16 protein-coding genes are annotated in these 13,258 nt (G+C 62.9%); 5 read left to right on the top strand and 11 right to left on the bottom strand.

Annotated features, from left to right (window positions below):
- The first annotated feature begins 281 nt into the window (after positions 1 to 281).
- Both ilvA and QM672_RS03825 read left to right on the top strand, forming a co-directional pair.
- A complete protein-coding gene (gene ilvA, locus QM672_RS03830) occupies positions 282 to 1,796 on the top strand; it encodes a threonine ammonia-lyase, biosynthetic (RefSeq protein ID WP_415080721.1) in 1,515 nt (504 codons plus the stop codon).
- 241 nt (positions 1,797 to 2,037) lie between these two features.
- Positions 2,038 to 2,217: a hypothetical protein gene (locus QM672_RS03825; protein ID WP_415080719.1), complete on the top strand. Its 180-nt coding sequence runs from the start codon at positions 2,038 to 2,040 to the stop codon at positions 2,215 to 2,217.
- 114 nt (positions 2,218 to 2,331) lie between these two features.
- Here QM672_RS03825 and QM672_RS03820 read toward each other — a convergent pair whose 3' ends face one another.
- The 7 genes from QM672_RS03820 to QM672_RS03790 form a co-directional block, all read right to left on the bottom strand.
- Complete coding sequence (locus QM672_RS03820) at positions 2,332 to 2,619, bottom strand: hypothetical protein (RefSeq protein WP_415080717.1); 288 nt, start codon at positions 2,617 to 2,619, stop codon at positions 2,332 to 2,334.
- Positions 2,620 to 2,821: 202 nt separating this feature from the next.
- Entirely contained in the window at positions 2,822 to 3,970 is a 1,149-nt protein-coding gene (locus tag QM672_RS03815) for a hypothetical protein (protein ID WP_415080715.1), read from the bottom strand.
- Positions 3,971 to 4,059: 89 nt separating this feature from the next.
- Positions 4,060 to 4,521, bottom strand: a complete 462-nt coding sequence (locus tag QM672_RS03810) for a molybdenum cofactor biosynthesis protein MoaE (RefSeq protein ID WP_415080713.1) — start codon at positions 4,519 to 4,521, stop codon at positions 4,060 to 4,062.
- Positions 4,522 to 4,540: 19 nt separating this feature from the next.
- On the bottom strand, positions 4,541 to 4,792 hold the full coding sequence (gene moaD, locus QM672_RS03805; RefSeq protein WP_311942409.1) for a molybdopterin converting factor subunit 1: 252 nt from the start codon (positions 4,790 to 4,792) through the stop codon (positions 4,541 to 4,543).
- 19 nt (positions 4,793 to 4,811) lie between these two features.
- Entirely contained in the window at positions 4,812 to 5,414 is a 603-nt protein-coding gene (pgsA, locus tag QM672_RS03800; protein ID WP_068284733.1) for a CDP-diacylglycerol--glycerol-3-phosphate 3-phosphatidyltransferase, read from the bottom strand.
- 41 nt (positions 5,415 to 5,455) lie between these two features.
- Positions 5,456 to 7,423, bottom strand: a complete 1,968-nt coding sequence (gene uvrC / locus QM672_RS03795) for an excinuclease ABC subunit UvrC (protein WP_415080710.1) — start codon at positions 7,421 to 7,423, stop codon at positions 5,456 to 5,458.
- A 102-nt stretch (positions 7,424 to 7,525) separates the two neighbouring features.
- A complete protein-coding gene (locus tag QM672_RS03790; RefSeq protein ID WP_311942403.1) occupies positions 7,526 to 8,275 on the bottom strand; it encodes an SDR family oxidoreductase in 750 nt (249 codons plus the stop codon).
- Positions 8,276 to 8,530: 255 nt separating this feature from the next.
- Between QM672_RS03790 and QM672_RS03785 the strand changes: the two genes are divergently transcribed.
- Together QM672_RS03785 and QM672_RS03780 are read left to right on the top strand one after the other, a co-directional pair.
- Positions 8,531 to 8,998 carry a hypothetical protein gene (locus QM672_RS03785; RefSeq protein ID WP_311942401.1) on the top strand — a complete coding sequence of 156 codons (468 nt, stop codon included), beginning with the start codon at positions 8,531 to 8,533 and terminating at the stop codon, positions 8,996 to 8,998.
- A gap of 277 nt (positions 8,999 to 9,275) precedes the next feature.
- Positions 9,276 to 9,911, top strand: coding sequence for a porin family protein (locus QM672_RS03780; RefSeq protein ID WP_311942398.1), 636 nt, complete (start codon positions 9,276 to 9,278; stop codon positions 9,909 to 9,911).
- 66 nt (positions 9,912 to 9,977) lie between these two features.
- Here QM672_RS03780 and QM672_RS03775 read toward each other — a convergent pair whose 3' ends face one another.
- Positions 9,978 to 10,874, bottom strand: a complete 897-nt coding sequence (locus QM672_RS03775) for a DMT family transporter (RefSeq protein WP_311942395.1) — start codon at positions 10,872 to 10,874, stop codon at positions 9,978 to 9,980.
- A 113-nt stretch (positions 10,875 to 10,987) separates the two neighbouring features.
- Here QM672_RS03775 and QM672_RS03770 point away from each other — a divergent pair, with 113 nt between their 5' ends.
- Positions 10,988 to 11,683, top strand: a complete 696-nt coding sequence (locus QM672_RS03770) for a YafY family protein (RefSeq protein ID WP_311942392.1) — start codon at positions 10,988 to 10,990, stop codon at positions 11,681 to 11,683.
- A 139-nt stretch (positions 11,684 to 11,822) separates the two neighbouring features.
- Here QM672_RS03770 and QM672_RS03765 read toward each other — a convergent pair whose 3' ends face one another.
- From QM672_RS03765 to QM672_RS03755, 3 genes are all read right to left on the bottom strand, one after another.
- Complete coding sequence (locus QM672_RS03765; RefSeq protein ID WP_415080706.1) at positions 11,823 to 12,317, bottom strand: GNAT family N-acetyltransferase; 495 nt, start codon at positions 12,315 to 12,317, stop codon at positions 11,823 to 11,825.
- A gap of 4 nt (positions 12,318 to 12,321) precedes the next feature.
- Positions 12,322 to 12,924, bottom strand: coding sequence for a glutathione S-transferase family protein (locus QM672_RS03760; RefSeq protein WP_311942446.1), 603 nt, complete (start codon positions 12,922 to 12,924; stop codon positions 12,322 to 12,324).
- Between the two features lie 90 nt (positions 12,925 to 13,014).
- Positions 13,015 to 13,227, bottom strand: a complete 213-nt coding sequence (locus tag QM672_RS03755) for a cold-shock protein (RefSeq protein ID WP_068284736.1) — start codon at positions 13,225 to 13,227, stop codon at positions 13,015 to 13,017.
- Positions 13,228 to 13,258: the final 31 nt, after the last annotated feature.

Below are 13,258 nucleotides of genomic sequence, written 5' to 3'. Positions count from 1 at the left end.
AAGGCGTCACCGAGCGATAGGCGCTGTTGCCGATCACCAGAGCCGCCTTCTGGGCTGCGCCGGCCGGCAACGCGCCTGCCAGAACGACAGCGGCAAGGAAGAACAGACGGATCAGGCAGGCCATGATGAGGTCTCAGGAGGGCAAGGGCGCGACATTATCTCCGCCAGCGCGCGCAAATCAAACGTGACAGCGCCATGCGAACGCCTCAAAGATGGAAGCAGACAGGCTTTTCTACATGGGAGCGCTCAACAGCTCCCCTCTTTCGACAGTCAGGTGCGTTGTGATCGAATATGTCCGCCGAATCCTCGATGCCCGTGTCTATGACGTGGCCCAGAGAACGCCCCTGGACCCGATGGTGCGGCTCAGCCAGCGCCTGAATGCGGAAATCCTGCTCAAGCGCGAGGATCTCCAGCCGATCTTCTCCTTCAAGATCCGTGGCGCCTATAACCGCATCGCACGCCTGTCGCAGGAGGCCAAGGCCGCCGGCGTGATCTGCGCTTCGGCCGGCAACCACGCCCAGGGCGTCGCCCTTTCGGCAACGAAACTCGGCATCGCCGCCACCATCGTCATGCCGATCACCACCCCGCGCATCAAGGTCGACGCCGTGCGCTATTGGGGCGGCAAGGTCGTGCTCAAGGGCGACGTCTTCGACGAAGCCTACGCCCATGCCAGGGAACTCGAACGCGAGCACGGCCTCACCTTCGTGCATCCCTATGACGATGGTGACGTCATCGCCGGCCAGGGCACCGTGGGCGTCGAGATCCTGCACCAGCATCCCGACCCGATCGAGGCGGTTTTCGTGCCGATCGGCGGCGGCGGCCTGGCCGCCGGCATCGCCTCCTACGTCAAGTTCCTGCGTCCGGAGACGAAGGTGATCGGTGTCGAGCCCGTCGACGCCGCCTCGATGAAGGCGGCCATCGAGGCCGACGAGCGGGTGGTGCTTGATCGTGTCGGCCTGTTCGCCGACGGTGTCGCGGTACGCCAGGCAGGTGAAGAGACCTTCCGGATCTGCCGGGAACTGCTGGACGACGTCCTGGTCGCCGACACCGACGCCATGTGCGCCGCAATCAAGGACATTTTCGAGGACATGCGGGTGCTGTCCGAACCGGCCGGCGCCCTGTCGTTGGCAGGCCTGAAGGCCTATGCCCAGGCAAATCCTGAGAGAAGCGGCGCGCTGATCGCCGTCAACAGCGGCGCCAACCTCAATTTCGACCGCCTGCGGCATGTCGCCGAACGCGCCGAGGTGGGCGAGGCTCGCGAGATCCTGCTCGCCGTCACCATCCCAGAGGAGACGGGCAGCTATCGCCGCTTCATCGACGTGCTGGGCAACCGCATCGTCACCGAGTTCAACTATCGCTATGCCGGCGGCAGCCAGGCCCATGTCTTCGTCGGCCTGAAGCTGGCCGATGCCAAGCGCCAGAAGAGCGAGATCGTCGGTCAGCTCGAGCGGCTCGGCTATGGCGTCGTCGACATCAGCGCCGACGAGACCGCCAAGCTGCATGTGCGCTACATGGTGGGAGGACGGGCGCCCGGTCTCACGGACGAATTGGTGCTGCGCTTCGAGTTTCCCGAACGTCCCGGCGCCCTGCTCCGCTTTCTCGACGGTGTCGGCTTCGACTGGAACATCACCCTGTTCCACTACCGCAATCACGGCGCCGATTATGGCCGCGTGTTGGTTGGAATCCAGGTTCCCGAGGCTGATCGGCCGCGCCTTTTCGAACGTTTGGGAGAGCTCGGCTACCCCTATGAGGACGAGAGCGCCAACGACGCCTATCGCCTCTTCCTGCGCGGCTGAACGGCCTGCTGCCAGGCACGCACCACCCTTCACGAAAAATTAAGCAATAACAAATGGTTAAGGCTCCTGGCGGAGCCTGCCGCCGCTATGCTCCACGCCCATAGCAGCAATGCCGAATAACATGCCCACGGCGTGCATTTCGACACTACATAAACACCGAAAAGTCGCAATAAGTCTTACAAGTAGAGACGAGGCGTTAACTGCGCCGCGTTACAATGAAAGGTGAGTTGGAGTCAGTACGATGCGTTTGGCGGGATTGTTTACAGCGAAGGACGGATTTGAAGAAGGCGACATAGCTGGAGTGACGATCGATGTCGTCACCGGTCTGCTTGCCGGTCTCGCCCTGATTATCGGTGTCTGGCTGCTCGGCAGCGCACTGAACGCGGATGCCAGCCATATCGCCTCGGCGCTGGCCCGCTGAGAACGCATCGATCATCACGGATGACGTGAAGCAGTCCGGTCCCCCGCCGTGGGAAACCAGACCGCTTCATCATGCTCACGATGACGCAGCTGTCGTACCGCCCGGTCGCAGCGACTATTTGCTCATCGAATTCTTGATCACGCCGACGATGACCTGAAGGATCGCGCCACCGGCACCGCCACCGATGACGTTGGTGACGATCGAGCCGATGTCGAAATTCCCCGACTGCATGGAGGCCGCCACGGACGGCCAAACGGCGGTGATGATCTGGCCGAGCACGCCGCCGCCGACCAGGCCGGCGATGATGTTGCCGATATTGCCCATGTCGAATTGCGGCAGAGCCTTGCCGGAGCCGGCGCCGCCGAGCGCGCCCGCTACCAGGTTGATAAGAATCTGTTCCATTGTCGACTTCCACTTTCAGTGGCGGCTGGTTGCTGGAAAGATGACCGCCTGCGACAATTTGTACAGATTCTGGTTTCGTTTCAATTAATCCGCGAATCGAGCAACGCTTCAGGAGGCCTTACACAAAGTAAAATCTGTGTATTTCGCTTCTGCAGCGCTTCGCCGTCTCGGTGGAGAGCTCGCTGCATTGTTTCCTGCGAGTCTATCCGCCCTGAAGTGCCTTGAAATCGCGCTGCCAGATCGCGCCGGTGATATAGCGTAGAACGGAATTGCCGCGTTCGGCATCGGGCGCTCCCATCAGCGAGAGCAAGGCCACACAGGCCTCCTTTCCCTGATGCACCGTCACCGCGGGTTCCCGACCGGTCCGCTGGGCGCCGGTCTGGCCATCCCGGCCGGCGGCATTCTTCCACTTGTCGGCAAAGATCCTCGCCCCCTCCCTGGCGGTGTCGCAATCGCCATAGGGCAGCGCGATCACCACGCCACTGCCTGCCGGCTCCTTCGTCTCGACATCGGCGATCACCACACCGAGGGACACGGGCGTGGGCGGCCTCTTCGCCCGCTCAGCCATCTTGTCCGCCAGCGCTTTCTTGTCGACCGTGGGTGAGGTCGCCATCATGTCCAGCACATCGTCCCCCTGCATCCAGATCGCCGGGGTGAGCACGATCGCCTGCAGGACCGAGCCTTGGGCGGCCACCTTCTCGATGGCATCGAGGGCGGCCTCAACCGGCGCCAGACCGGCGAGGCTGGTCTTAACTGAAACGGCGCCTGCCTCGGCAGCAGCCCCGGGGTCGGGCGATTGCGCCACGCCACTGGCGAAGGGCGCCAACATCGATGCCCGCCCCAGAGGACCGAAAAAAGGATTGGTGACGCTGCGTTTGGTGAAATCGAGCTTCATCGGCTCACCATTGCGCCATATGCCGTTGACCTGGCTGAAGCCGCGCTTGGCGAGCCCCTCCACGAAAGGAGCGGATATGGCGGGCTCCGTGAAGCGCCAGATGACGACGGCCCGTGGCGGTGTGCCATATTCAGTAAAGCTGGCAATGTCGTCGTGCTTCAAGCCGGTACTATCTTTCCAGGACGCTTCGTCGCTGTAAAAGAATGCCTTTGCCGTGTCGCTGCCGCCCAAATTTACCCGCAGCCGCATCGCGGCGGGATCCCCTGCATAGAGCTTGCGTAATTCCGACAGACCGACAAAGCTGGCGGCAATGCCGTTGCGATCCATCGCGACCTTGGCAGGAACGTGGGACAGGGCACGCCGCAGTTCCGAATCGGCCGAGGCCGCTCCTGCGACGCCGCATAGCAAGGTCGCCACCGCTGCGGCGCCCGCGAGCTTTCTCAATCCATCCGGCATGAAAATCTCTCCTGTCCATCGCAACGGCGGCAATGGCACGCCGGAAGCGGCCAAGTCTGTCGCCAAGGGAACGCATCAGGGGAACCGCATCAAGGCTTCTTCGTTGCCCAGCGCGCCACGGCTGCGTCGTCCTCGTCCTTGGCGGCGACCCAGCCGGTGCCGGAGGCACGCTCTTCCTTCTTCCAGAAGGGGGCGCGGGTCTTGAGATAGTCCATCAGGAAGGAAGCAGCCTCGAAGGCAGCCTGGCGATGCATCGAGGCCGTCACCACCAGCACGATATTGTCGCCCGGCACCAGCCTGCCATGGCGATGGATGATGGCAACGCCCTGCAGGGGCCAGCGCTCGCGCGCTTCCGCCTCGATCCGCTCGAGCTCGGCCTGGGCCATCTCGGGATAATGATCGAGCGTCATGGCGCTGATACGGTCGTCGTCCGGCCCCGCCCGGCAGATGCCGATGAAATTGACCACGGCACCGATATCGGTCCGCCCGCGGGACAAGGCGGCAACCTCGGCCGAAACGTCGAAATCCTCGCGCTGCAGACGAACGCTCACCGTATCAGCTCCCGCCGGCTCAGCCGCCCGTCATGGGCGGGAAGAAGGCAACCTCACCCGCACCGGCAATCGGTGCGGCCGGCTTGACATGGCGCCGATCGATCGCCGCCCGCACGATCTTGCGGTTCTCGAAGGCGTGGGCATGGGCTTCGCTGCGCTCGGACAGGAACTGCATCAGATCCTCGACCGTCCTGACCTCGGCCGGCAGGTCGACTTCCTCTTCCGGCACGCCGATGCGCTCGCGCAGCCAGGCGAAATAGATCAGCTTCATCGCGCGTCCTCCAGCCTTATTACGCATCTTCGAGGAGATGCTGCACGCCGCTGCGGAAGTAATCATACCCCGTATAGAGCGTCACCACAGCCGAAACCCACAGCAGCACCAGGCCGATGATGGTACAGCCCGGCAGGACGGCATCGCCGGCGGGCCCCGCCAGCAGGAAACCGATCGCCAGGAGCTGGACGGTGGTCTTCCATTTGGCCAGCCGCGTTACCGGCACGGAAACCCGCAATTCGGCCAGGAACTCCCTCAAGCCGGAAACCAGGATCTCGCGGCACAGGATGACGATCGCCGCCCACACGGACAAATTGTCGGTGGTAATGGTTCCCGTCGCCGCCAGCATGAGCAGGCAGGACGATACCAAGAGCTTGTCGGCGATCGGATCGAGCATGCGTCCGAGCGAAGATTGCTGCCCCCAGGCCCTGGCAAGATAGCCATCGAAATAGTCCGTCACCGCCGCCAGCGCGAACGCCCCGAAGGCGACCCAGCGTACCCAGATGACCTCCGGCCAGAACAGGCAGGCCACGACCACCGGCACCGCCGCGATCCGGCCATAGGTGAGGATGTTCGGCAGGGAGAGCGGTGAGGTCCGCTTGGTGGGCGCAGGTGATGTCATGGCTTGAAGGAACATGGCGCGGGCCGCGCCGTCAACCGGGTTTAAGATGCCTTGTCGTGGAAGAAGTCGTAGACCTTGCGGGCGGTCGCCTGATCGATGCCCGGACAGCCTTCGAGATCGGCCATCGAAGCCCGTTCGATCGCCTTGAGAGTGCCGAAATGCCGCAGCAGCGCACGTTTGCGCTGCGGGCCGATGCCGCCGATTTCCTGGAGCCCTCCTTCCTTCAGCGATTTGGAGCGCTTCTGGCGATGGGCACCGATGGCGAAGCGGTGGGCTTCGTCACGCAGGCGCTGCACGAAATAGAGCACGGGATCGCGCGGGGCGAGCTTGAAGGGGGGCTTGCCCTCGACGATGAAGGTCTCCCGGCCGGCATCGCGATCGACACCCTTGGCGACGCCGACCAGCGCGACATCCTCGACACCGAGGTCGGCGAAAACCTCGCGAGCCACCTGCAACTGGCCGGCACCGCCGTCGATGAGCACGAGGTCGGGCCAGGTCGGCATCACGACATCGTCCGGCTCCGCCGCCTCGCCCGGCTCGTCCTTGGGTGTCTCCTTGATCAGGCGGGAAAAGCGTCGTTCCAGCACTTCGCGCATCATGCCGTAATCGTCGCCCGGCGTGATCTCCGTCGATTTGATGTTGAACTTGCGATAATGCGTCTTGGCGAAGCCTTCGCGTCCAGCCACGATCATGCCGCCAACGGCGTTGGTGCCCATGATGTGGGAGTTGTCATAGACCTCGATGCGGCGCGGCGCCTCCTCGAGGCTGAAGGCCTCGGCGACACCTTCCAGCAGTTTGAGCTGCGAGGAGGATTCGGCCAGGCGCCGCCCGAGGGCCTCGCGGGCATTGGTGAGGGCATGTTCGACGAGATCGCGCTTCTCTCCCCGCTTCGGCGTCGCGATCTCGATACGATGGCCGGCCCGCAGCGACAGCGCCTCACGCAGGATCTCCCCGCCCTCGACCTCATGCGAAAGCAGCACGAGCTTGGGCACCGGCTTGTCGTCGTAGAACTGGCCGAGAAAGGCATCGAGCACTTCGGCCTCGCTGAGCGTACGGTCGGCCTTGGGAAAATAGGCCCGGTTGCCCCAGTTCTGGCCGGTGCGGAAGAAGAAGACCTCGATGCAGAACTGGCCGGCCTGCTCGTGCACGGCAAAGACGTCCGCTTCCTCGATCGAACGCGGATTGATGCCCTGCGTCGACTGGATGGCCGAAAGTGCCGCGAGCCTGTCGCGATAACGGGCGGCGCGCTCGAACTCCAGGGTCTCGGCGGCTTGCTCCATTTCATGCGCCATCGCTTCCTTGATGGCCTTGGACTTGCCGGTCAGGAAGGCGCGCGCCTCGCTGACCAGGCCGGCATAATCCTCGATGGAGATCTCGCCGGTACAGGGAGCCGAGCAGCGCTTGATCTGGTGCAGCAAACAGGGGCGCGTGCGGGTGGAGAACACCGAATCCGTACAGGATCGGATGAGAAAGGCACGCTCCAGGGCATTCATCGTGCGGTTGACGGCCAGGACGCTGGCGAAGGGGCCGAAATAATCACCCTTGCGCGTGCGCGCGCCGCGATGCTTGGTCAGTTGGGGTGCAGGATGGTCACCCGTCAGCAGGATATAGGGAAAGGACTTGTCGTCGCGCAGCAGCACGTTGAAACGCGGCTTCAGGCTCTTGATTAGGTTGATCTCAAGCAGCAGGGCTTCGGTTTCCGTCTGGGTGGTGACGAACTCCATCGCCGCCGTCTCGGCGATCATGCGGGCGATACGCGCCGTCGGCGCAATGCCACGGGCATAGCTCGCCACCCGCTTCTTGAGCGAATGCGCCTTGCCGACATAGAGCACCGTGCCTTCCGCATCGATCATGCGATAGACCCCCGGCGCATTGGGCAACGTCTTCCAGAAGGCATGGATGACCGCGGTTCCCGCCCGCAGCGAAGACGGCACGGCTTTCTCGTCGAAGGCAAGGTCGACGGAGGAGGAGGCTTCCTCGGTTTCGGCGGGAGCAGGCGAGTCGATCATGGCTGATAAATAGGACGCGGGAAGCGCGCTGGCGAGAGGGCACGCAAAACACCGGTGAAATTGCTACCATCCTCGGCCTGCCGCGGGCTGTTCCGCCCGGATTTACTCAGTCCAGGCCAGATGCTGGCCGCCATCGACGGCGATCATCTGGCCGCTGACGCTACGCGCACGGGCCAGATAGAGCACGGCCTCCACGATATCCTCCACGGCACTGCCATGGCCGAGCGGCGTGCCGGCCGCCTCGGCCGCGAATTCCTCGGGTGTCTGCGAGGCGGCCTGCAGGGTTGGGCCGGGTCCGATGCCGTTGACTCGGATATGCGGCGCCAGGGCCTGGGCCAGGGTCTGCGTGGCGACATGCAGCACGGATTTGCTGAGATAATAGGACACATAGTCCGGCCGGGGATGCAGCACGCGCTGGTCGATCAGATTGACGATGGAGGGGTCGTAGGCAAGCGGGTCGACCTGGGCCGCAAAGGCCTGGGCGAGAAAGATCGGGGCCTGGGCGTTGACGGCGAATTGCCGGTTCCAGATCTGCGCCTGGAGACTGCCGATGCCGTCGGGCTCGAACATCGAGGCCGAATTCACCAGCAGATCGAGGACGCCGATGCCGGCGCGCGCCTCCTCGACGATTGCACTTACCTTGTCACCCGCGGCCAGATCACCCACGACGATACAGGTCCTGCGTCCCATGGCCGCAATTTGCGCCGCCGCATCCTCCGCTTCCGCGCGCGAACGATTGCAATGGAGCGCGACATCATATCCGGCCTGGGCCAGCCCAAGCGCGATGCTCCGACCGATACGCTTGGCGGCGCCGGTCACCAAAGCGCGTTGCGCACGAGCCTTTTCCACCATTTTCTCCATTCCTTCCGCAGGCTTGTCTTCATACTGCGTTTACGATGCAGGCAGATTGCTGCCCAGCGTTAACGTCGATCAACCACTGGACAGTGTTCAAGTGACGGACTGGCCCATGCCAGCACTGGAGCAAGGCACGCCCATGGCTGAACGTTTTTTGCTCCAGCTCTTTGGTTCGACGCGTCTTTGTGATTCGTGGTAGCTCCCTTCAATCGCAAGACGCTTTGGCACTGGAACAGGCAACACTGGGACACGATGCTGAAGGTCACTTTCCTCACTTGCGCGATCCTGGCCTGGCAGCCCCTCATTGGAGCAGCGCAGGCCGGCGAGGCTGTGCCTGGGGCGCCCTCCGCCCTGTCGCTGGTGTGGACCGGTCGCTTCATTGCCGTAACCAAGGCGCCGGTGCTGGCGGGCGTCGCTCCGCAGGCCGCTGCCAAGCCGGCCCGCCCGACGGCTGGCTATGACGATGTCGACATCGTCGGCTCCATCCCGGCCAATCCCTCGGGAGAGAGTGGCAAGAATCGCTCGCCCATGCGCACTGCACGCCCGGCAGGCCTCTGTCTTCTGCCCGGCCTCACCTCCGGCCGGGGTGATGATCTGGCCTGCGGCGGCGCCCAGAATAATCGCTGGTCGGCCCGCGCGACGGCGTTCAACTATGATTTGGGCACGGTTCATTCCGATTTTGCCAATGCGCCCGCGCCCTATGCCGCCGGATGGGAATGAAAAATCATTCCGACAACACCAGAATTCATGAAATTAAATTCTCATTAACTATAATAAATTTTGAATTACCCTAAGGCAATCTTTAGAACATACATTATAGTTAACAAATCATTTCAAATATAATTTAAGTTATTGCCATAATGTCGCCTTGTTAAATCTACTTAATAAACCCATCAGGCAACTTTCTCTTAATAGTCTTCACGTAACACGGTCGCATGATTGTTCGATGGGTTGGGGATACCGGCGTCATCGCGTGTATGAGTTCCAGGAGTTCACGATGAAAAAGCTTCTTCTCGCCACAGCATTGACGCTGATCACCGGGTCCGCCTTCGCGGCCGACATTCCGCCCTATCAGGAGCCCGCTCCGGCCTATCAGGCACCGGCCTCCAATGTGACCTGGACGGGCTTCTATGCCGGTATCAATCTCGGCTACGGCTTTTCCGGTGACTTCGATGCCGATCGCGGCGTCCGCCTGAACGAGGCCAGCGGCTTCACCGGCGGTGTCCAGGCCGGCTACAACATGCAGTACGATCCGATCGTGATCGGCCTCGAAGGCTCGCTGAACTACGCCGACATCACCGACAAATATGACGGCCACAAGGGCACCTACGGCTTCAACGGCTCGATCACGCCCCGCATCGGCTACGCCATGGGTGACTTCCTGCCCTATATCAAGGCGGGCCTTGCCTTCGGCGATGTCGAGATCAACCGCTTCGGCGCCAAGGATTCGCAGTGGCAGGTCGGCTGGACCGCCGGCTTCGGTGCCGAATATCGCGTGACCCCGGAAGTGTCGGTCCGGGCTGAATACAACTATACCAGCTACGGCAAGGATGACTTCGACATCCGCAGCGGTATCGTCAAGGCCGGCTATGGCGGCAGCGACATCAAGCTGGGCGTGAACTATCACTTCTGATCCGTTCAGAAGACAGCGCTCCGAAAAGGCCCGGCACAACGCCGGGCCTTTTTCGTTCGATGATCGTCAGCCGGCCTTGATGGTCGATATCCGGCCTTCCCAGATCATGCTGCCCACCACGGCAAGGAGAACCACACCGCCGCCGGCCAGGGCCGCCGTTCCCGGCGCTTCTCCGAAAGCAAGCCAGACCCACAGGGGCGCAAGGGGCGTCTCCAAGGCGCCGATCAGCGCCGTCTGGGCTGCCGGAATGAACTTCGCGCCGATGGTAAAGCAGACCAGAGCCAGGCCCATATTGCTCACGCCGAATGCCACCAGCAAGACAACTTCATCAGCATTCGCCGGCCAGCTCGACATCAGAGGCGCGCTGATGAGGGCCGGCACCAGCGCCGACAGGCAGGCAGCCGGCACCAGTGGCACATCGGGAAAGCGCCGCCGCATCACCACGAAGGCGGCCACCAGCACCGTCATTGCCAGTGCGAGGGCATCGCCGATCAGGCTCCCCTGCCCGCCGCCGCCGGCCACGGTCAGCGCCACACCTACGACCGCGAACAGGCTGGCGACCAGCACCGCCGCTGAAGCCCGTTCGCGCATCACCAGCCAGGCCAGGCCCGCCGCCACGAAGGGCACCGTCGCGTAGATGATCGAGACATGGGCGACGCTGGTGAGTCGCAGCGATGCCACGAAACAGGCCATGCCCAGGCTGGACAGCAGGCAGAAGCCCAGGCCGACCCATCCCATCGCCCTGAAGCTGCGCCAGGTGTTGCGGCCTTCCAGCGCCAGGATGAAGGCGAGGCTGGTGGCTGCACCGAACAGGCCACGCCAGAACAGCAGGGCGGCAATGTCGAGGGGTACCGCTCGGGTGAAATAGCCGGCCGAACTCCACAGGATGGCGGAGGCCGTCACCAGCGCCACACCGAGATGGCGCGGGGTGAATGCGGCCGGCATGCTCCCTTCGATGGACATGGCAATCTCCGATACGGCTGATGCCGATTGACAGATGCCGATTGAAGCAGAACCCTGCTGCCAAGAATCTGTCAGCAGTCTCTGCACAGACCGCAATCAATGGCTTGTTGCCCATGCGCCGCACCACACGCCTGTTCGAGATCATCCAGTTGCTGCGCGTCGCCAAGAAGCCGGTAACCGCCGAGGCGATCGCGGCGCAGCTCGAAGTCGCCAAACGTACCATCTATCGCGACATCGCCTCGCTCCAGGCCCTGTCGGTGCCCATCTATGGCGAAGCCGGCATCGGCTATGTCATGCGCTCCGGCTACGACCTGCCGCCGCTGATGCTGTCGATCGAGGAAGTCGAGGCCCTCGTGGTCGCGCTCGGACTGCTGGAGCGCACCGACGACCGTGCGCTCAAAGCGGCAGCAGGCTCGATCCGCGCCAAGATCGCCACCGTCCTGCCGGTTGCCAACCGCGAGCCGATCGACAAGACCAGCCTCTTCGTGCCGCAATGGATCCATCCCGAGCCGATCAGCATCGACCTTGCCGCCATTCGCCTGGCCATTCGCGACGAACGCAAATTGCTGCTGCACTATGCCGACGTCGAGGGACGGGAAAGCCGGCGGATCGTCCGCCCGATCGCCATGGTCTACTATGTCGAGGTGATGCATGTCGTAGCCTGGTGCGAGCTGCGCCGGGATTTCCGCAGCTTCAGGGCCGACCGCATTCGCCATTGCGAGGTCATGGAGGAGCGTTTCGAGGGCGAAAGCGCGGTTTTGCGCACTGCCTGGGAAGCACGCCAGCGTGAAGAGGCGCCACAGCGCTAGAGCAAGGCGCGTTCGAGCGTGAACGCTTATTTGCTCTAACTCCTTGTACCCAAGCCAATCCTGAGGATTGGCCAGAGCTTCTTTGCGATTCTTGGTGATTCCACCAAATCGCAAAACGCTTTGGCATCCGATCAGGCTTTCAGACGAACACCATCAACCTAGCCGGGCCATCCTCGGTTGCCACCAGGTCTCGCGCCTGAAAGCCCGCTTTGGCATAGGCCGCCTGTGCTCGCCGATTGGCAGGGTCGGGATCGACGACGACCATCGGCGCCCCCTCTGCCCGCAAATGCTGTGCCAACAGGCGCAGATAGGCCGGGCCGTGGCCACGACCGAGCATGGCGGGATCCCCGATGAACGTATCGATGCCGCGTGTGCCGACCGGAAAAGCGGCCAGATGCGGCTGTTCCCAAGCGTGGACTTCATAGTCCTGGACATAGGCAAAGGGTCGCGCTTCGAAGCTGACGATCCGCATTACCATGCGCGGATCGGCGAGGTCCTCCCTGAGCAATTCCAGCTGCTTGTCCGCATCCTGCCACCAGCAGGCCACTTCGGGCTCGCGCAGCCAGGCCGCCAGCAAGGGCAGGTCGCCCACGGCTGCCGGGCGGAAGCGATAGGGGCCACCATTCAGGCCCATCGCCTCACTGCGGACGCGTCAGGCCGAAAGCCGGGATTTCCGCCTCGAAGGCGGCCAACCAGGCTTGCAGCTTGGGATGATGCTGCCGCCAGGTTCCGGCAAAGCGCAAATCGAGATAGCCGAGCGCGCAGGCCAGTGCGATGCTTCCCGCGTCCAGTGCCGGGTCGAAGGCCCCTGCCCGTGCCTCGAATTGAGCCAGGCCGCGCGCGACCTTGCCGGCCTGGATATCGAGCCATTTGGCACTGCGCTGGTCCTCGGGACGTATCCTCGCTTCATAGACCTGGAGCAGGGAGGCATCCATGATGCCGTCCGCCAGGGCCTGACGGGTCAGCACCTCATAGCGTTCCGGGCCCTGCGGCATGATCCGCCCGCCTCCTGCGAGGTGGTCGAGATAGTCGAGAATGACCCGGCTGTCGTAGAGGATGGTCCCGTCATCCAGGATCAACACCGGGATCTTGCCGAGCGGGTTCTGCTCGCGCAGGCTATCCTGCGGATCATTGGTATCCGCCGGGACCACGGTGATGCGATCGAACAGGCCGAGATAGTGGGCGGCGATCTTGACCTTCCGACCGAAGGGCGAAGGAGGCGAGGAGCGCAATTGCATGATGAAGCCGAAATCCAGCTGCTGGAATCATGAGCGCCTGCAAGCGCTCATCCATCCATTACCGCATTTCAGCCGCAAGCGCGGAAATACCGATCAGGCTTTCACCAGATTGACGGCCTTCGGTCCCTTGCCCTTCTTGTCGGGCTCGACATCGAAGGAGATCTTCTGGCCTTCAGACAATGTACCCAGACCGGAACTTTCGACTGCGGTGATGTGAACAAAGATGTCGCGTCCACCATCGTCAGGCGTTATGAAGCCATAGCCTTTTTGGGTGTTGAAGAACTTGACGGTGCCGCTCTGCGCCATCTTACGCTCCCAGTCCCGATCTGGCCGGATG

The organism is Labrys sp. (in: a-proteobacteria), assembly GCF_047605565.1.
Classification (GTDB): domain Bacteria; phylum Pseudomonadota; class Alphaproteobacteria; order Rhizobiales; family Labraceae; genus Labrys; species Labrys neptuniae.
Note: the sequence above shows the minus strand (reverse complement) of the source record. Positions and strands in the feature narration are given on the sequence as shown.